This window comes from Cellulosimicrobium sp. NPDC057862 (assembly GCF_042797035.1).
Classification (GTDB): domain Bacteria; phylum Actinomycetota; class Actinomycetes; order Actinomycetales; family Cellulomonadaceae; genus Cellulosimicrobium.
This window is the reverse complement of the sequence record NZ_JBHVMH010000010.1, coordinates 1-17,199: the sequence shown is the minus strand read 5'-3', so window position 1 is coordinate 17,199 and position 17,199 is coordinate 1. Positions and strand designations below refer to the sequence as shown.

20 protein-coding genes and 1 riboswitch are annotated in these 17,199 nt (G+C 73.2%); of the genes, 14 read left to right on the top strand and 6 right to left on the bottom strand.

The window, feature by feature from the left end:
• The first annotated feature begins 26 nt into the window (after window positions 1–26).
• Window positions 27–791 (top strand): TetR/AcrR family transcriptional regulator, encoded by a 765-nt coding sequence (locus tag ACFVN3_RS13430; RefSeq protein WP_378233356.1) that lies wholly within the window; start codon window positions 27–29, stop codon window positions 789–791.
• Window positions 792–892: 101 nt separating this feature from the next.
• Window positions 893–1,018, top strand: a riboswitch (FMN riboswitch).
• Window positions 1,019–1,168: 150 nt separating this feature from the next.
• Complete coding sequence (pnuC, locus tag ACFVN3_RS13425) at window positions 1,169–1,867, top strand: nicotinamide riboside transporter PnuC (protein ID WP_378233355.1); 699 nt, start codon at window positions 1,169–1,171, stop codon at window positions 1,865–1,867.
• A 34-nt stretch (window positions 1,868–1,901) separates the two neighbouring features.
• Here pnuC and ACFVN3_RS13420 read toward each other — a convergent pair whose 3' ends face one another.
• Window positions 1,902–2,555 carry a hypothetical protein gene (locus tag ACFVN3_RS13420; protein WP_378233354.1) on the bottom strand — a complete coding sequence of 218 codons (654 nt, stop codon included), beginning with the start codon at window positions 2,553–2,555 and terminating at the stop codon, window positions 1,902–1,904.
• A gap of 49 nt (window positions 2,556–2,604) precedes the next feature.
• Between ACFVN3_RS13420 and ACFVN3_RS13415 the strand changes: the two genes are divergently transcribed.
• Together ACFVN3_RS13415 and ACFVN3_RS13410 are read left to right on the top strand one after the other, a co-directional pair.
• Window positions 2,605–3,294, top strand: a complete 690-nt coding sequence (locus tag ACFVN3_RS13415) for a helix-turn-helix domain-containing protein (RefSeq protein ID WP_378233353.1) — start codon at window positions 2,605–2,607, stop codon at window positions 3,292–3,294.
• An 80-nt stretch (window positions 3,295–3,374) separates the two neighbouring features.
• Window positions 3,375–4,538 carry an epoxide hydrolase family protein gene (locus ACFVN3_RS13410; protein WP_378233351.1) on the top strand — a complete coding sequence of 388 codons (1,164 nt, stop codon included), beginning with the start codon at window positions 3,375–3,377 and terminating at the stop codon, window positions 4,536–4,538.
• A gap of 72 nt (window positions 4,539–4,610) precedes the next feature.
• Here the strand turns inward: ACFVN3_RS13410 and ACFVN3_RS13405 are convergent, their stop codons facing one another.
• A complete protein-coding gene (locus ACFVN3_RS13405; protein WP_378233350.1) occupies window positions 4,611–4,955 on the bottom strand; it encodes a VOC family protein in 345 nt (114 codons plus the stop codon).
• Between the two features lie 187 nt (window positions 4,956–5,142).
• On the opposite strand from ACFVN3_RS13405, the gene ACFVN3_RS13400 reads away from it, so the two are divergent.
• From ACFVN3_RS13400 to ACFVN3_RS13385, 4 genes are all read left to right on the top strand, one after another.
• On the top strand, window positions 5,143–6,393 hold the full coding sequence (locus tag ACFVN3_RS13400; protein WP_378233349.1) for an acyl-CoA dehydrogenase family protein: 1,251 nt from the start codon (window positions 5,143–5,145) through the stop codon (window positions 6,391–6,393).
• A 116-nt stretch (window positions 6,394–6,509) separates the two neighbouring features.
• The gene (locus ACFVN3_RS13395; protein WP_378233348.1) at window positions 6,510–7,742 is read left to right on the top strand and encodes an acetyl-CoA C-acyltransferase; all 1,233 of its coding nucleotides are present in this window, start codon (window positions 6,510–6,512) and stop codon (window positions 7,740–7,742) included.
• A gap of 153 nt (window positions 7,743–7,895) precedes the next feature.
• Complete coding sequence (locus ACFVN3_RS13390; protein ID WP_378233347.1) at window positions 7,896–8,642, top strand: SDR family NAD(P)-dependent oxidoreductase; 747 nt, start codon at window positions 7,896–7,898, stop codon at window positions 8,640–8,642.
• 179 nt (window positions 8,643–8,821) lie between these two features.
• Window positions 8,822–8,950 (top strand): hypothetical protein, encoded by a 129-nt coding sequence (locus tag ACFVN3_RS13385; protein ID WP_264031249.1) that lies wholly within the window; start codon window positions 8,822–8,824, stop codon window positions 8,948–8,950.
• 46 nt (window positions 8,951–8,996) lie between these two features.
• Here the strand turns inward: ACFVN3_RS13385 and ACFVN3_RS13380 are convergent, their stop codons facing one another.
• Window positions 8,997–9,575: an NUDIX domain-containing protein gene (locus ACFVN3_RS13380; RefSeq protein ID WP_378233346.1), complete on the bottom strand. Its 579-nt coding sequence runs from the start codon at window positions 9,573–9,575 to the stop codon at window positions 8,997–8,999.
• A 247-nt stretch (window positions 9,576–9,822) separates the two neighbouring features.
• On the opposite strand from ACFVN3_RS13380, the gene ACFVN3_RS13375 reads away from it, so the two are divergent.
• From ACFVN3_RS13375 to ACFVN3_RS13365, 3 genes are all read left to right on the top strand, one after another.
• Window positions 9,823–10,218, top strand: a complete 396-nt coding sequence (locus ACFVN3_RS13375; RefSeq protein WP_378233344.1) for a RidA family protein — start codon at window positions 9,823–9,825, stop codon at window positions 10,216–10,218.
• 62 nt (window positions 10,219–10,280) lie between these two features.
• A complete protein-coding gene (locus ACFVN3_RS13370; RefSeq protein WP_378233343.1) occupies window positions 10,281–10,991 on the top strand; it encodes a phosphatase PAP2 family protein in 711 nt (236 codons plus the stop codon).
• Window positions 10,991–11,686: a phosphatase PAP2 family protein gene (locus ACFVN3_RS13365; RefSeq protein WP_378233341.1), complete on the top strand. Its 696-nt coding sequence runs from the start codon at window positions 10,991–10,993 to the stop codon at window positions 11,684–11,686. Before ACFVN3_RS13370 ends, ACFVN3_RS13365 begins: the two co-directional genes overlap by 1 nt.
• A 289-nt stretch (window positions 11,687–11,975) precedes the next feature.
• On the opposite strand, the gene ACFVN3_RS13360 is transcribed toward ACFVN3_RS13365, so the two are convergent.
• Window positions 11,976–13,727: a glycosyl hydrolase family 18 protein gene (locus tag ACFVN3_RS13360; RefSeq protein ID WP_378233340.1), complete on the bottom strand. Its 1,752-nt coding sequence runs from the start codon at window positions 13,725–13,727 to the stop codon at window positions 11,976–11,978.
• Between the two features lie 308 nt (window positions 13,728–14,035).
• On the opposite strand from ACFVN3_RS13360, the gene ACFVN3_RS13355 reads away from it, so the two are divergent.
• A complete protein-coding gene (locus ACFVN3_RS13355; RefSeq protein WP_378233511.1) occupies window positions 14,036–15,028 on the top strand; it encodes an L-lactate dehydrogenase in 993 nt (330 codons plus the stop codon).
• 13 nt (window positions 15,029–15,041) lie between these two features.
• Here the strand turns inward: ACFVN3_RS13355 and ACFVN3_RS13350 are convergent, their stop codons facing one another.
• Window positions 15,042–15,566 carry a DUF1992 domain-containing protein gene (locus tag ACFVN3_RS13350; protein ID WP_378233339.1) on the bottom strand — a complete coding sequence of 175 codons (525 nt, stop codon included), beginning with the start codon at window positions 15,564–15,566 and terminating at the stop codon, window positions 15,042–15,044.
• A gap of 71 nt (window positions 15,567–15,637) precedes the next feature.
• On the opposite strand from ACFVN3_RS13350, the gene ACFVN3_RS13345 reads away from it, so the two are divergent.
• Entirely contained in the window at window positions 15,638–16,240 is a 603-nt protein-coding gene (locus ACFVN3_RS13345) for a TetR/AcrR family transcriptional regulator (protein ID WP_378233338.1), read from the top strand.
• A gap of 333 nt (window positions 16,241–16,573) precedes the next feature.
• Window positions 16,574–16,801 carry a hypothetical protein gene (locus ACFVN3_RS13340; protein ID WP_378233337.1) on the top strand — a complete coding sequence of 76 codons (228 nt, stop codon included), beginning with the start codon at window positions 16,574–16,576 and terminating at the stop codon, window positions 16,799–16,801.
• A gap of 136 nt (window positions 16,802–16,937) precedes the next feature.
• Here the strand turns inward: ACFVN3_RS13340 and ACFVN3_RS13335 are convergent.
• Window positions 16,938–17,199: hypothetical protein (locus ACFVN3_RS13335; RefSeq protein ID WP_378233336.1), on the bottom strand; the 262-nt coding region annotated here is incomplete at its 5' end.

The following is a 17,199-nucleotide window of genomic DNA, read 5'->3' as shown; positions in this document are numbered from 1 at the left end:
ACCGGTACCGGTGTACCGTCCGGTGCATGACCGACGTCCGCAGCCGCACCCATGCCCAGGCCGTCGACGCAGCGATCGAGCTCTTCACCCGCAAGGGCTACGAGCAGACGACCGTCGAGGAGATCGCCGACGCCGCCCAGGTCAGCCGCGCCACCTTCTTCCGCCGCTACGGCTCCAAGGAGGACGTGGTCTTCGCGGACCACGAGCTCCTGCTCGACGAGGTCGTCGTCATGCTGGCCGCGACCCGGCCCGTGCCCGACGCCGAGGGGCGGCTCACGCCGGACCCCGCCGTCGACCCGTACGTCGAGGTCTGCCGCGCGGCGCGGCTCGTGTTCGACCACCACGTCGGGCAGCGCGAGACGTCGCTCGCGCGGTGGCAGCTCCTCCAGCAGGTGCCCGCGCTGCGCGACCGCGAGCTGGTCACGACCCACCGCTACGAGCGCGCCTTCACCGCGTACCTGCGCGACGCGCTCCCGCCGGACGAGCGCCGGTCGACCGCGTCCATCGCGTTCGCCGCGTCGGTCGTCGCCGTGCACAACGCGCTCCTGCGCCGGTGGCTCCGCTCCCCCGACCAGGACCTGCGCCCCCAGCTCGAGGAGGCGTTCGCGGACCTGCGCCGCGCCGCCGTCGGCCGCTATGCCGCACCCGACGACACCGTCGCCACCCAGCGCCGCGACCCCGGGGACGGACTGCCCGGGCGCCGCGTCGTCGTCACCGTCGTCGACGCCGGGACGGACGCCCAGGGCGTCGCGGACGACGTCGCACGAGCGGTCCGTGACGCGCTCGCCTGAGGCCGTCCGCCACCCGTCCCAGCCCGTGGGACGGCCGCTGGACGACATCGCGCGGAGGGAATGCGCGAGTAGCATCGGCGGTTGCAGAACGCAGTACGCACGAACGTGCTCCGGGGTCGGTGCAATTCCGAGCCGGCGGTGACAGTCCGCGACCCGCGCCCACGCGCGGTTGACCTGGTGGAACTCCAGGACCGACGGTGACAGTCCGGATGGGAGGAAGCACGTGCGGCGCGGCCGTCCTCGGCCGGGCTCTCGCGAGCCCGCGCGACGGGGCGCGGCCTCGCCGTGGTGAGCGACGCCGTCGGGCCCTCGTGGCCCGGCCCCGCCGCCCGCCCTCACCCCGGAGCCCGACGTGCCCGGGAGGACGAGGACATCCGATGGACCTGATCCACGCGCTGTTCGACGCGCAGCTGACGATCGGCGACCAGCACCTGCTGTGGCGCGAGATCGTGGGCAACGGGTTCGGCCTGGCGTCGGCGCTGGGCGGCATGCGGCGCAAGGTGTGGGCGTGGCCGGTGGGCATCGTCGGCAACCTGCTGCTGCTCACGGTGTTCCTCGGCGCGGTGTTCGCGACGCCCAACCCCGTCAACCTGCTGGGCCAGGCGGGGCGGCAGGTCATGTTCGTCGTCGTGTCGGTGTACGGATGGGTGCAGTGGCGCAAGACCCAGGCCCGGCTGGGCGACGCCGACGCGGACAGCCACGGCGTCGCCGTCGTGCCGCGCTGGGCGTCGTGGCGCCAGCGCGCGTTCCTCGTCGTCGCGCTCGTCGGCGGGACGGCGCTGCTCACCCCGGTGTTCCGCGCGCTCGAGTCGTACGAGCCCGTCTGGGCCGACGCGTGGATCTTCATGGGCTCGCTGCTCGCGACGTACGGCATGGCGAAGGGCTGGGTCGAGTTCTGGCTGATCTGGGTCGCCGTGGACGTCGTGGGCGTGCCGCTGCTGATCTCGGCCGGCTTCTACGCGTCGGCCTTCATGTACGTGTTCTACGGCGCGTTCACGCTCGTCGGATTCTTCGTGTGGTGGCGCATCAACCGCCGCGCGACGGCCGCGGCCGAGGCGGCGGGCGCGCCCGCCTGACCCGTGGGACCGCGGCCCGGGCGGCGGGCGCGGGTCAGTCCTCGAACAGCATCCGGTCCGACGGCGCCGCACGGCTCGCGCGGAGCGCCGGGTCCGCGCACAGCGCCTCGACGAGCGCGTCGCTCCCGCCCACGTAGGTCGCGGCGGCGTCGATCTCCGTCCCGACGAACCACGAGCGGTCCTCGGGCCACCACAGGTTGGGCGGCTGCTCGTGGTCGCGGAACGCGCCGGCGTCGGCGAGCGTCCCCGTCCACAGGTGGTACTCGCGGTGCGGGAGCAGGAGCATCGGGGCGGCCGGGCGCTCGACGAGCGTAGGCGCGAGCTGCTCCCACGCCTCGGCGACCGCGCGCTCGATCTCCTCGGGTGTCGGCCGCGGCTCGTCCTCGGGCCACCCCACGAGCGGCGCGACCCCCGAGCTCGCGCGCGGGTCCGTCCCGTGGTCGTAGAGGAACGCGTGGCCCGTCCACAGGGCGAGGTGCACGGGCTGGTCCCCGGTGAAACGTCGGAGCGCGGCGACCAGGGTGTCGGTCTGGGCCGCGAGCGTGACGTCGTCGTCCCAGTCGGGGTGCGGGACGCACGCGTACGCCGCGTACCCGCGCGGGACCGTGCCGTCGACGCGCGGGCCGAACTCACCGAGCCGCTTCGCGATCCACGCGCCCGCGGCGGCGTCGTCGTCCCAGTCCACCATCCCCCGACCCTAGGGGGAGCCCCGCGGGGCAGCGACCTAGACTGGGCGCGTGGGCTTCCTCTACCGGGAGCGCGCCGCCCCCTCCCCCGCCGTGGACGTCGTGTGGGCCACCGTGGACCTCACCGACGGGACCTACGTCGCGTCCGCGGACGCCCGCTGGGACCTCGTCTTCACCCTCCGGGAGGGCGAGCGCCGGGTCCTGCTGTCCGGGCCGTCGTCCCGGCCGACGCCCGTCCCGTACACGGCCGGGAGCCACAACCTCGGGGTCCGCCTCGCGCCCGGCGCCTACTTCGCGCACGAGCCGGTCACCGCCTGGTGCGACCGCACCGACCGTCTCCCGCTCCTCGGCCGGGGCGCGTTCGTCCTCGCGGGACGCGCCTGGCCCTTCCCGTCCCTCGACCTCGACGCGCCGGACGTCGACGTGCTCCTCGCCGCGCTCGCGGAGTCCGGGGTCGTGCGCCAGGACGCGGTGGTCGAGGCGGCGCTCGACGGCGGCGCCGGGCGCTGGTCGTCGCGCACGGTCGAGCGGCACTTCGCGCACGCCGTCGGGATCAGCCCGCAGCGGGTCCGCCGGATCGAGCGGGCACGCGAGGCCGTGGCCCGGCTCCAGGACGGCCGCCCCATCGCGGACGTCGCGTTCCGGCTCGGCTACGCCGACCAGGCCCACCTCACGCGCGACCTCAAGCGCCTCACGGGCCTCACGCCGGGACGCACGCGCGACCGCGGCGAACCCGTCTGAGTGTCGCGCTCGTTCAAGACAGCCCGCTGCGGCGCGCGGTTGCGTGGTGGGGTCACGACCGCCGCCGAGGAGGACCGGCCATGGGAACCGACACCGACACCGACCTGGACGTCCGACCGTACGAGATCGCCGTGAGCGACGCGGAGGTCTCCGACCTGCGCGACCGGCTGGAGCGCACGCGCTGGCCCGCCGAGCTCACCGGCACGTGGGAGCGCGGGACCCCGGTGGGCTACGCGCGCGGGCTCGCGGAACGGTGGCGCACGACGTTCGACTGGCGCGCGCAGGAGGCCCGGCTCAACCGGATGCCGCAGTTCGTCGCGCACGTCGACGGCCAGCGCGTCCACGGGCTGCACGTGCGCTCGTCGCGCCCGGACGCGACGCCGCTGCTGCTGTGCCACGGCTACCCGACGTCGTTCGCCGAGTTCGCGCGCCTCGCCCCGCTCCTCGCCGAGCCCGAGGACGGCCCGGCGTTCCACGTCGTCGCGCCGTCCATGCCCGGCTACGGGCTGTCGACACCGCTCGCGTCGTACGGGTGGGACATCGCCCGCACGGCGGACGCGTTCGACCGCGTCGTGCGCGCGCTCGGCTACGACCGCTACGCGGTGTTCGGGGGCGACGTCGGCGCGGGCGTCGCCGAGCAGCTCTGCCTGGAGGCCGGCGAGCGGGTGCTCGCCTCGCTCGTGTCGACGGACCCCGGCGCCATCGCGACGGCGTACACGCCGCCGACCGACCACCTCACAGACGCGGAGCGTGAGCGGCACGCGAGCCTCGTCGCCGCACGGTCGGAGGACTTCGGCTACCTCCAGGTGCAGACCACGCGGCCGCTGAGCGTCGCGTACGGCCTCACCGACTCCCCGGCGATGCAGCTCACGTGGATCGCCGAGAAGTTCCACGAGTGGACCGACCCGCTGCACGAGCTGCCCGAGGACGCCGTCGACGGCGACGACCTGCTCACCCTGGTGAGCGTGAGCTGGTTCGGCCGCGCGGGCGACGGCGCCGCGAACCTCCTGTACGAGGCGGCGCACGCGCAGCAGGCGTGGGGCCGGTCGCACGACCGCCCCCAGGGCATGACGGCGTTCGGGGAGGAACCGCTCATGCGCCGCATCCTCGATCCCGACGAGTCGCTGCCCTACTGGCGGGAGCGACCGCGCGGCGGGCACTTCCCGGCGCTGGAACGGCCGGACGACGTCGCGACGGACGTCCGGGCGTTCCTCGGCGCCCCGGCGCTCCGTCCCGCGCTCTGACCCCGCTCGCGCCGTTCCCGGCTCCGTCCTGGCGGCGGTCTGTGCCTTAGGTGGGGCGGTCGGTACCCGTCGCTAGGACGGGAGGGCGCCGCTGAGCCCGACCTCGTTGCCGTCGGGGTCGCGGAAGACGATCTTCACGACCCCGCCGTCGTACGTCTCCCGACGGTCCGGCTCGATCCCCCGGGCCGACGCCGCCGCGAGGAAGGCGTCGACGTCGTCGCGGAACACCGTGACGACGCCGTGCCCGGCGTGCTCCGGCACCTGCTCGACGACGAGCCACCGCTGCTCGGCGAGCTCCCACACGGACTCGGTGGGCGTGGCGACGAACGTCGGCTCCGCCCCGAGCAGGCGGACGTACCAGTCGCGCGCGGGGTCGTGGTCGCGCACGTGCATCGTGACGAACAGGTCGAGGGCCATCTCTCGACGGTAGGTCGCGGGCCAACGAATCGCACGATCTCGCGCGATACGCCGTCTCAGATTGACTGAGACCGCGTATCGCTGCACTATGGGAGGGACCGCCGCCGACGCCGGGCCCGCACCCGGGAACCCGCGCCGGAGCCGGTCGCGCACGACCGACCGCAGCCGCCCTCCCAGGGGAGCACCGATGCCCACCGCCCCGATCATGCCCGGAGTCACCGAGCCCACCTACGACCTCGCGACCCCGCTCGACCTCGACTACGCCGGCGCGTTCGCCGACGCGACCGAGGAGGACCGCGCCCACCAGCAGCGCGTCCGGCAGTTCGTCCAGGACGAGGTGCTCCCGGTCATCGACGACTACTGGGAGCGCGCCGAGGTCCCGTTCGACCTCGTCAAGCGCATGGGCGAGCTCGACCTGCTACGCGACGGCGTCGACGTCGAGGGCCGCCCGCACGTGAGCCTGCTCGGCGCGGGCCTCGCCGCGATGGAGATGTCGCGCGGCGACGGCTCGGTCGCGACGATCTGCGGCGTCCAGGGCGGTCTCGCGCTGCGCAGCATCCAGATGCTCGGCTCCGACGAGCAGAAGGCGAAGTACGCCGAGCCCATGGCGCGCGGGGAGATCCTCGGCGCGTTCGCGCTCACCGAGCCCACACACGGCTCGGACTCCGTCTCGCTCGAGACGACGGCGCGCAAGGAGACGCGCGACGGCGTCGAGGGCTACGTGCTGAACGGCGAGAAGAAGTGGATCGGCAACGGGTCGTCGGGGCACATCACCGTCGTGTGGGCGCGGCTGGTCGGGAGCGACTCGGCGGACGGTGACAACCAGGTGCACGGGTTCGTCGTGCCGCAGGACACCCCCGGCTACACGGGCACGACCATCACCGGCAAGGTGTCGCTGCGCGCGATCTGGCAGGCGCACGTCGTGCTCGACGACGTGTTCGTCCCGGCCGAGAACGCGCTGCCCGGCGCGCGGTCGTTCAAGGACACGTCGCGTGTGCTCTTCGCGACGCGCCTCGGGGTGGCGTGGGCCGCCGTCGGGCACGCGGTGGCCTGCTACGAGGCCGCGGTCGCGTACGCGAAGCAGCGCGTCCAGTTCGGCCGCCCGCTCGCCGCGAACCAGATGGTCCAGGAGCGCCTCACCAAGATGCTCTCGACGATCACGCAGCTCCAGCTCCTCGTCGCGCAGATGACGCGCCTCGACGAGGCCGGGACGCTCACCGGCCCGCAGGCGTCGCTCGCCAAGTACACGTGCACCCGTGGGGCGCGCGAGGTCGCGGCGAGCGCGCGCGACCTGCTCGGCGGCAACGGGATCCTGCTCCAGAACCGCGTCGCGCGGCACTTCGCGGACGTCGAGGCCCTGCACACGTACGAGGGCACCGAGTCGGTGCAGGCGCTCATCGTCGGGCGCGACATCACGGGCGTCTCCGCGTTCGTCTGACGGTCCCGAGGGCGCACGCCCTCCTCCAGCTCCCCGGCGCCGCTCGCCCCTCCTCGCGGCGCCGGGGCTTCCCCTTTCCGCCCTCGCCCTCCCGCCTTCTCCCCGGACGGAGCCCCATGAGCACCGACGCCACCCCCCTGCCCGACGGCGCAGCCGTCACCCCCGAGGACGAGGTCACCCCGGTCCTCCTGCACGGCGCGCGCACCCCGTTCGCGCGCTTTCGCGGCGGGCTCGCCTCGCTGTCCGCCGCCGAGCTCGGCGCGCACGCGATCCGAGGCGCGCTCGCGGCGTCGGGCGTCGCGTCCGAGCAAGTCGACACGGTGATCGTCGGGCAGGTCGTGCAGGCGGGCGCCAAGCAGGGCCCCGCACGCCAGGCCGCGATCCTTGCGGGCCTCGGCTGGGACGTCCCCACCGTGACGATCAACAAGCTGTGCCTCTCGGGGCTCACAGCGATCATCGACGCGGCCCGCCTGGTCCGCGCCGGCGAGGCGAGCGTCGTCGTCGCGGGCGGGCAGGAGTCCATGACGAACGCGCCGCACCTCGTCGTCGGGTCGCGCTCCGGGTTCGCGTTCGGCGACGTGACGATGGCCGACTCGCTCACGCACGACGGCCTCAACGACCCGTTCAGCGGCGAGGTCATGGGCGAGCTCACCGACCGCGGGTGCGCGACGCGCGGCATCGGCCGCCCCGAGCAGGACGCGTTCGCGCTGCGCTCCCACCAGCGGGCCGCCGCCGCGCGCGACGCCGGGCGCCTCGCCGACGAGATCGCGCCGGTCGAGGTGCCGCAGCGCCGGGGCGAGCCGGTCGTCGTCGCGCACGACGAGGGCGTGCGCGCCGACACCACCCTCGAGGCCCTGGAGCGCCTGCGCCCCGCCTTTGTGAAGGACGGGACCATCACCGCCGGGTCCAGCTCACCGCTGTCCGACGGCGCCGCGGCGGTCGTCGTCGCGAGCCGCGCCTTCGCGAAGCGCAACGGGTTGTCGTGGCTCGCCGAGATCGGTGCGGCCGGCCAGGTCGCGGGGCCGGACAACTCGCTGCACTCCCAGCCCGCACGGGCGATCGAGGCCGCCGTGAAGCGCGAGGGGATCGCCGCCGCGGACCTCGACCTCGTCGAGATCAACGAGGCGTTCGCCGCGGTCGCGCTGCAGTCGGTCGCCGACCTCGGGATCGACGCGGACGTCGTGAACACCGACGGCGGCGCGATCGCGCTCGGCCACCCCGTCGGTGCGTCCGGCGCGCGCCTCGCGCTGCACCTCGCGCTCGCACTGAAGCGTCGCGGGGGCGGCGTCGGCGCCGCGGCGCTGTGCGGCGGCGGCGGGCAGGGCGACGCGCTGATCCTGCGCGCCTGACAGCACCCTCACCGCGCGCCTCATTGCGCGCCTGACGACCCGGCGGGCGGCGTCCCGATGCGACGTCCGATCGCCGCCGGACTCCTCCTGCGAGCCCGACGAGAGTGGTGGTGCCGGTCGAACACCGGCGCCATCTCTCCCGAAGGAGCACCCATGCAGTCCATCGCCCTGGTCACCGGCGGCACGCGCGGGCTCGGGCTCGCCGTCGTCGAGGCGCTGGCGGCCGACGGCACGACGGTCGTCCTCGCCGGCCGCCGCCCGGACGCCGTCCGCGAGCAGGTCGCGGCGCTGCGCGCGCGAGGTCTCGACGTCTCGGGCGTGACGCTCGATGTCGACGACCCGGCGAGCGTGCGCGCGGCCGCCGCCGAGGTGTCCGCGCGACACGACCACCTCGACGTCCTCGTCAACAACGCCGGGATCCTCCCCGAGGCGACGCCCGGGCCGGGTGACGAGGCACCGCGCTTCGCCGACCCCGCGGTGTTCGAGCGGACGTTCCGGACGAACGTGTTCGGCCCGGTCGCCGTGATCGAGGAGTTCCTCCCCCTGCTCGAGCGCTCGTCGGCGGGCCGGGTCGTCAACGTCTCGTCGACGATGGGCTCGCTCACCGACCAGCAGGACCCCGCCTCGCCGTACTTCGGCCTGGTCGTCCCCGCCTACCAGGCGTCCAAGGCCGCGCTCAACGCGGTGACGGTCTCGCTCGCGAAGCAGCTCGCGGGAACCGGCGTGAAGGTGACGTCCGTGTGCCCGGGATGGGTCCAGACCGATCTCGCCCCGGGGAACCGCGAGCAGGCTCCGACGCCGCCGGACGAGGCGGCGCAGGTCGTTGTCCGGGCCGCGAGACTGCCCGACGACGCAGCCTCCGGGTCGTTCCTCAGCGCCACTGGCGCCGTGGCCTGGTGAGCCGCTGACGCGCTTGCCCGAGCGAACCACCCGCCCCTGGTGCACGATGCTGCACCAGGGTTGGCGCGCTTCGGTCGCCGCGGTGTGACGCAGATCGCGCCGAGGTCGGACGAAACCGCGTCATGGATCGCGTCGGGCGCGGTCTCTCTCCCTGGAACCACCCCGACGAGAGGACCGTCATGACCACCGTGACCGAGGCAGCCCGCCGCACCGCGAGCCGAGCGCGCCACTCGCACCTGTCCGCCGCCGCCGTCGTGCTCGTCGGCCTCGCCGCCGGGTTCGCCGCCGCGCCCTACCTGCTCGGCTGACGCTCACGACGCCGTGGGCCCGGGACCTCGCGGTCCCGGGCCCTCGTCATGTCCCGGGCAGGTCGTCCGGGTCGGTCTCTGGTGCGGCGCCTGACGGTGCGCCGTCCGGCGGCGCGACATCCGGCAGCGCGACGTCCGGCGGCGCGGCGTCCGGCGTGCTGCGGGTGAGCCGTTCCTCGAGGCGGTCGAGCAGCGGGACCTGACCTGCGACGACGAGCCCGCGGGCCCGCGCGAGCGAGAACCAGCCGGCCCGGTCGAGCTCGGGGAACTCCTGCATCCGCCCCGAGCGCGGCGGCCACTCGAGCGCGAACGTGTTGCTGGAGATCGCGGCGACGTCGAGGTCCGCCTCGCGTGCCCATGCCGCGACGAGCTTGCCGGCGCGCTGGCGCACCGTGCCGAGGTCCAGGTCGGGCACCTCCGCCGCGGGAGCAGGGACGCCGAGCTCCTCCGCGAACTCGCGCAGCGCCGCGGCGTGGCCGTCCTCGCCCGGCTCCACCTCGCCCTTGGGGATCGTCCAGCCGCCCGCGTCCTTGCGCGCCCACAGCGGGCCGCCCATGTGCCCGAGGAGCACCTCGACGACGTCGTCACGGAACCGGTAGAGCACGAGCCCTGCTGACTGCTTCACCCCTCCTTCCTACACAGCCGACGGCTGGTCGGCCCGTCGGGGTGGCGACCCCGCCGAACCCGGCGACATCCCCAGGTTCGGCGACCACCGTCCCCGTAGCCCCGGGTTGGACGCCGCGGCCTGCGGAAGCGCTGCCCGTGGCACTACCGCGCCGGGCCGGGGTTCAGCACGGGTGTCCGCCCCGGATCGTGTCGGTGGCGCGGCGTAGCGTCGGCTGTCTCAGGATCGGAACGCAGGAGGGGACACCATGACCACGCCGAGCGTCACGCACCTCAACCCCGCCGGGCTGCACCGCAACCCGGCGTTCTCCCAGGGCACGATCGTCGAGACCGGTCGCACGCTCTACGTCGGCGGCCAGAACGGGACCGACGCGGACGGCGCGCTCGTCGAGGGCGGCATCGCGGCCCAGACCGCCCAAGCGCTGCGCAACGTGCTCGCCGTGCTGGCGGAGGCCGGCGCCGGTCCGGAGGACGTCGCGCGGCTCGCCGTCTACCTCGACCCCGAGGCCGACCTCATGGAGGGCTTCGCCGCCGTCGGCGAGGTCTGGGGGCCGCACCCGGCCGCGGTCACCGTTCTGCGGGTCGGGATCGGCCGGCCCGGCGCGCTCGTCGAGATCGAGGCCGTCGCGGCCCTGCCCGCGTGATCCGTCCCCGCTGACACCCCTCTCCACGGGCGTGCGACCGCACCCCCGGCTACCGTCCGGGGGTGCCCGCCGACCCCGCCCCACGCCGCTCGCTCCGGCGCGCGCTGGGACGGGCCGCGGCGTACGGGGTCGCGGCGTCCGTCCCCGTCCTCGTGCTCGCGTGGCTCGTGCGCGCCGAGTCGGGGCTCGTCGTCGACGCCGACCGCGCCGCCGTCGTCGCGGCCACCCGGTTCACCGGTGAACGGCCCGCGTTCGAGCGCACGCTGCTCGTCGGCCAGGAGGTGCTCGCCGCGCGGTGGATGAACCTCGCCGCGATGGGCGTCTGTCTCTGGGCCTGGCGGCGCCGCGGCCTCGGGTCGCGCGCGGCCTGGGCGGCGGGGACCATCTGGGGCGCGTGGGCGCTCGGGCTCGGGGCCAAGGAGCTTGTCGACCGCGCCCGTCCCGTCGTCGAGGACGCGGTGACCGTCGTCCCCGGGTCCAGCTTCCCGTCCGGGCACGCGATGAACGCCGCCGCCGTCGGGGTGAGCCTCACGGTGCTGGTGTGGCCACTGCTCGGGCGCCGCGGACGCGTCGCCGTGGTGAGCGGCGCGACCGTGCTCGTGATCGTCACCGCGGCCGACCGCGTGCTGCTCGGCGCGCACTACCCGTCCGACGTCGTCGGCGGGATCCTCTTCGGCGGCGCGGTCGCAGGGGCGTCCGCCGTCGGCTACCACGGGTGGACGTCCGCCCGGACCGCCCGCTCTTCCGGCTCCGCTCCCAGGAACGAGGTCTGATGCATCCCTTCGTGCACCGCTACGAGCTCGACACGACCCGACCCACCGCGAAGGAGGTGCTGCGCGACGTCGGGCTCCGGGCGTTCCTCCCCGGCGCGGTCCTCTGGGTGCTCATCGTCGCGACCGGGTTCCTCGTGACGGGTCCGCTGGGCGACCTGCCCGGCGAGGTCGGGGTGAACCGCTGGCTGGAGGAGCGGCGCACGCCCTTCTGGGACACGGTGACCGACGTGTTCTCCCTCATCGGGACGACCGAGTTCATCATCGGCGGGACCGTGCTCACGATCCTGCTCGTCTGGTGGCGCACACGGCAGTGGTGGTTCGCCGTCGTGCCCGCGCTCGCCGTCGCGCTGCAGGCGCTCATCTTCCTCACGTCGTCGATCGTCGTGGGGCGCGAGCGCCCTGACGTGTCGCGACTCGACGAGGCACCGCCGACCTCGAGCTTCCCCTCCGGCCACACCGGCGCGTCCGCCGCGTTCTACCTGACCCTCGCGCTGCTCGCGCAGCGCATCACGCACCCCGTCCTGCGCGTCGTCGTCACCGTCCTTTGCTGCCTCGTGCCGCTCGCGGTGGGCCTCTCCCGCCTCTACCGCGGCGCCCACGGCCCGGCCGACGTCGTCGTGGGCCTGATCAACGGCATCGTCTGCTGCGTGCTCGCCTGGAACTACCTGCGCCGCGACGTCCGCACCCAGCGCTGAGGGCAGACGCCCCTCCCACGAGAGAGAACCCCGTTCGCGCGAGGTAGAACCGTGGTTGCGCGAGGTAGAACCGTGGTTGCGCGAGATAGAACCGTGGTTGCGCGAGATAGAACCGTGGTTGCGCGAGATAGAACCGTGGTTGCGCGAAATAGAGCCCTGGTCGCAGGAGCGAGGGCCCTGGTCTGCGCGCTCGCTTCCCGACGACGACGGCGGGCCCGGTCCTGAGACCGGGCCCGCCGTCGTGCGGTGGTCGTCCGGGCGATGCGCGGCGTCCGGACGACCCGTCAGCTCACGCGCACAGACCGACCGGGTCCCACGAGCCCCACGTCACGGACCCGGGCAGCTCGCCCTTGGTCCACCACTGCGCCGTGTAGTTCACGCCGGCGCGGGACACGGTCTGGCCGCCGGTGTAGACGGTCTCGCGCGACCAGGCGGGGGCGCAGTCCGCGACCTCGACCTCGGGCGCCGTGCCGCACGGACCGATCTTCTTCCAGGCGGACGACGAGCCCGGCTCCTGGTTGCGGGTCCACCACTGCGCCTTGTACTCGGTGCCCTCGTGCGAGACGACCTCGCCGCCGGTGTAGACGCCCGTGCCGTACCACGGCACCGCACACTCGGCGGGCACGCCCGGGCCGGGGGTCGCCGCACGCAGCGTCGAGCCCAGCGCGTCGCCCAGCTCGTTGCGGTAGTCGCCTGAGAGGTCCCACCACATCGCACCGCCGTAGCCCTGAGTCGCGACGAACTCGGCCTTGGCCGTGACCGACGCCGGGTCGTCGTAGCTCCACCACTCGTTGCCGTCGTAGAGCCAGCTCGCACCGATCTCCGGGTCGAAGTAGGAGTCGCCACCGAACGAGCGCAGCTGGGCATAGGTCTTGGTGCCGACGTAGCCCGCGGCGGGCTGCCAGCCCTGCGAGCCGTCCTCGACGCCGTACCAGCCGTGCCCGTACGCCGCGAGGCCCGCGTTGATCTGCGACGGGTCGGCGCCCGCGTTGACGTACATGCCGAGCGCGCCGTCGAGACCGAGGCCCCAGTTCTCGGCGCCGTCCGGGTGCAGGTTGCCCTGGTGACCCGTCTTGTTCGGCACCCAGCCCCCGTGGAAGTCGTAGCCCTGGACGTTCAGGTAGTCCACGACCGCGAACAGGCGCGGGTCGAGCCAGCCTCCCTGGCCCGCGTTCCAGCCACCTGCGGGCGCGAAGCCCGTCAGGAGGTAGTCCTCGCCGTTCGCCGCGCCGCGCGCGTCGAGCTCGGTGCGGAACTCCTCCATGAGGAGCAGGAAGTTCTCCTTGTCCTCCGGGCGGGCGTTCGCCGTCTCGCCGCCGGTGACCGGCCACTCCCAGTCGATGTCGATGCCGTCGAAGATGCCGGCCGCGGCGCCCGGGCCGCCCTTGCCGTCGATGACCGGCAGGTCGCCGTCGATGTACAGGTCGATGCACGAGTCGACGAGCGCAGTGCGGCCCTCGGCCGTGGACGCCGCCTCGGAGAAGTTGTCGGACCAGGTCCAGCCACCGAGCGAGATGAGGATCTTGGTGTCAGGGCTGACGGCCTTGAGCTTCTTGAGCTGGTTGAAGTTCCCCGCGAGCTTCTGGCCGGGCTTGTCGGCCTTGCCGTCGACGGAGTCCTTGGCCGCGACCTGCGCGACGAAGTCGTTGAGGGGGTCGCCCTCGCCCGGGACGTCGGCGATGTCGCACACGAGGTCGGTCGTGACGTTCCCGAACGCGTAGTTGATGTGGGTGAGGTCCTCGATCGCGCCGGTGCGGACGAGGTCGACCACGTGGAAGTCGCGGGTAACCCGCGAGTCGGCCATGACGTAGCCGACGCTGCGGAACCCGTTGATGTCGGACGGTCCGGCGACGGAGGCCGCCGGCTTGGCCGTGGGCTGCGGCGCCGCGACGGCCGGCGACGCGAAGGTGGCCGCGGTCAGGGCGAGCGCCCCGGCGACGGCGGTGGCGGCGACCACGCGCGAGCGGGCGGTCGGTGCGGGCGAGGTCTTGGAGAGCGAGCGGCCCGAGGAGGCCGCGCTGGGTGTCGATCGATCGTTCATGAAGGCCTCGTTGCTCTTCGGCCCGGGCTGGGGATCCCGGGATTTGTTCGGTCTCCTGCAACGTACCTGGACAGGGGTGTTTACGCCAGGGTCCGAACGAAATTCGCCCGCGCGGAGATCTCTTCGTTGGACGGCTGACTCAGGCTTGTGGACACCCGTCCAGGAGTTGGTGTGCCTCTGCCCGGCCAAGGGCGATCACATGCTCCCGTCCTCGTCCGCCGAGACGTCCTAGCCTGGGGAGCGGCCCGTACTTCTCATGTGACGCACGCGACGAGGGAGTGACTGCGGTGAGGCAGGAACGGAGCGACATCGAGGCCGGCGAGACGAGAACCGGGGCCGGCGGGATCCAAGCCGGAACGACCGCGAAGGTCGCGGTGGTCGGCGCCGGATCGGTCGGCGCGACCCTGGCCTACGCCGTCCTGATTCGCGGGGCGGCGCGGGAGGTGGCGCTGTACGACGTCGACACGGCCAAGGTCCGCGCCCAGGCCCTCGACCTCGCGCACGGCATCCAGTTCATGCCCATGGCGCGCGTGGAGGGCTCCGACGACATCTCCGTGTGCGCGGGTGCGGACGTCGTGGTCGTCACCGCGGGCGCCAAGCAGCAGCCCGGCCAGACGCGCATCGACCTCGCGGCCCGGACCGTCGCCCTGGCGCGCACGCTCATGCCCCAGCTCGTCGAGGTCGCTCCCCACGCCGTGTACCTCATGGTCACTAACCCGGTGGACGTCGTCACGTACGCCGCCCTGAAGTACTCCGGCCTGCCGCGCGCGCAGGTCCTCGGCTCCGGCGCCGTGCTCGACTCGTCGCGGTTCCGGTACCTCATCGCGGACCACGTCGGCGTGGCCGTGCAGAACGTGCACGCCTACGTCGCCGGCGAGCACGGCGATACCGCCGTGCCGTTGTGGTCGTCCGCGACGATCGGCGGCGTACCGCTCCTGGAGCTCGACCCGTTCGACGGGCGAGAACCGCTGACGCAGGAGGTCCGGGACGCGATCGCGCACGACGTCGTCCACTCCGCCTACGACATCATCGCGGGCAAGGGCGCCACCGCCTACGCGATCGGCCTCGCCGCCTCCCGGATCGTCGAGGCGATCACCGACGACGAGCACCGCGTCATGCCGATCTCGTCGCTCCTGAACGACTACCGCGGCATCGACGATGTCTGCCTCTCCGTCCCGACCATGGTCAGCCACGACGGCGCGGGGGCCCTGCTGCCGATACCCCTGTCCGACGCCGAGCTCACCGCGCTGCACCGTTCCGCCGACACACTCCGCGCCGCGGCAGCCGAGGTCGGGCTCTGAGGGGAACGTTCTGCTAGCGGTGCCGCCCCAGGAAGCGCCGACGGCGACGTCGACCCTCGGCAGGCGCGTCCGCACGCGCCCGCGCCTCCGCCTCCGCGGCGCGCGCGGCCCGGCGGCGTGCCCATGCGGCAACCGTCTCGTCGACGTCCCGCGGCATGGTGACCAGGGGTGGGCCGGCGGGCGGCTGGTAGCGGCCGCGAAGCACGCGTCGGTTGAACTCCTCGACCTCGTGCCGCACGTCTTCTTCGACCCAGATCTCGTCGAGGCGCTCGTCGAGCGCGGCGTCGTCTCTGCGCAGCTCGATGGACGGCGGCAGGATCACGAGCCGCTCGCGCTTGACGAGGTTCTTGAGCCACCAGTCGGGGTCGTAGCGGTCGGGCATGGGGAGCGGCTTGCCGGCGCCGGGCAGGTCGTCGAACTCGCCGCGTTCGATCGCTCTGCGGATGTGCATGTCGGCCAGCAGGGCGATCGCCACCTCGTCGTCGATGGCGACCGCGGAGGAATTGAAGAACGCCGGGGGTGGGTGCGGGTCGGTCATCGCTCCTCCGTTCCGTCGTTGACCATACGACTGTATTGTGTCACGCGTATCGTCAACGAGGGGAGTCCTGAGTGCCGAAGCTGGTGGACCACCAGGAGCGTCGCGCGGCGATCGCGCGTGCGCTGTGGCGGGTCGTCGACCAGCAGGGCTGGACGAAGGCCACGATGCGCGAGGTCGCGAGCGAAGCCGGAGTCTCGCTGGGGCACGTGCAGCACTACTTCGCATCACGGACCGAGCTGTTGATCTTCGCGATGGAGTTCGCCGCCGAGCAGACCGCCGACCGGGTCGCGCGAGAGCTCGCCGCGCTCGACCAGCCCCGGCACCCGCGGGACGTACTCCGGCTGGTGCTTGTCGAGATGCTCCCCCTGGGTCCCGACGCGCGGGCGTCGAGCCGCATGAGTGCCGCCTATGTCCTCGAGGCGCTGCACGACCCGACGCTGCGCAAGCAGGCGAGCCTCGGGCTGCGGGACGGTCGCACGCTGGTCGCGCAGCTCGTCCGCGAGGCGATCGCTCATGGGCAGATCGCGCGGGACCGCGACCCGGACGTCGAGACGGATCTCATCCTGGCGCTAACCGGGTTCACTCCGCTGCTCGAGCTCGAGGTGATCGAGCCCCAAGCCGCAATGGCAGCCATAGACCAGCACCTGGATCACCTCTTCACCGGAGGATCCTGACCCCGGCCCTCCCGGGAGCTCCAGGGGTCACTCCGATTGCGGTGTCGAACGAGCCCGTCGCCAGAATGCTCGTCGAGCCTCGCGCGGTACGACGAAGGGCCCCACAGCCGCGGAATCTCACGGGCGGGGCCCTTCGGGTGGCGGTAGCGGTGGGCCTGGATGGCTGGCTTCCATGCCCTCGACCGACAATGCCGGAACTCGCCTCTGACCTGCACCGTCGCATGGACGCCCCTAGGGTGTGTCTCCCAATCGGTCTGCCATGATTCGGCCGTGCGTGAATTCCTAATCCGAACGAGTGCCGATCATGGCTGGCCCGCGTTCCAACGCGACCGGATGGCAGATGTCCTGCAGCCCACGGGCTGGGACTGCGAGCCGATTGGTGGTGGGGGTGACTTCCGCGTTCGAACCGAGGGCGTCGACGTCTCCTACTGCGGCGAGGAGATCGGCTGGCACGTCACCTTCGACGCGGATTTGCCTTGGGCCAAGGAGTGGATGGAGCAGGTCACGCGGCAAGTCGCGGCGGCTGCTGGTGAGCCGTGCGAGTGGCTGGAACTCTCTTAGGACGTGCGCAGCCAGGTGATGATCGCGGCCAGGACGGCCCCGGCTCGATAGGTCACGGCGCGCTTGTCGTAGCGCACGCCATCGTCTACCGCGCCGGAGCCGTCCTGGCCGCAATCGTCGTGTGGCTTCGCATGCCCTAAAAGAGAAAGTCTTCGACCTCCGCGATCACGGCACGGCAGGCAGCCTTCGCGCCCCGGACCCTGGGGCCTGGGACGTATGTCTCTCCGCCGAGCAGAACGTCGATCCACCCCGCCGCGCGCACCGTCACCTCAGTGTCGTAGTCCATCGGTCTGCGAAGCGTGAAGGAGCCTGACCCGCTTTCCCGGACACCTGATCTGAGGCGATGATCGCCTCGGGAGAGGAGTCCGTGATGCCTGCAGCCAAGCCGCCGGAGTTCC